The following is a 269-nucleotide window of genomic DNA, read 5'->3' as shown; positions in this document are numbered from 1 at the left end:
AAGTTATACCAATTAAAGTAAAAATGTGATCTAATTAAGATTGATGAATTATTGTGAAATTTAGCCATGGATAGCCTTAATAACACTGACTTCAAAAAGCTTGCGAGCCAGCAAAAAACCATTCAGATGAAGATGCGTTTACTTGCGCTCGCACACTTTAAAGACGGCCTCTCTCGTACACAAATTGCAAAATCTCTCAAAGTCAGTCGAACCAGTGTCAATAAATGGGTTCGGATTTTTTTTGAAGAAGGCCTAGAAGGACTTCAAGA

Annotated in this window: 1 protein-coding gene; it reads left to right on the top strand. The window is 36.8% G+C overall.

The window, feature by feature from the left end:
* Positions 1-66 precede the first annotated feature (66 nt).
* Positions 67-269: transposase (locus AB4585_RS22520; protein ID WP_372171041.1), on the top strand; the 203-nt coding region annotated here is incomplete at its 3' end.

It is taken from the genome of Vibrio sp. 10N.222.49.C9 (assembly GCF_041474985.1).
Taxonomy (GTDB): domain Bacteria; phylum Pseudomonadota; class Gammaproteobacteria; order Enterobacterales; family Vibrionaceae; genus Vibrio; species Vibrio crassostreae_C.
This window is presented reverse-complemented; position numbering and strand designations above follow the sequence as displayed.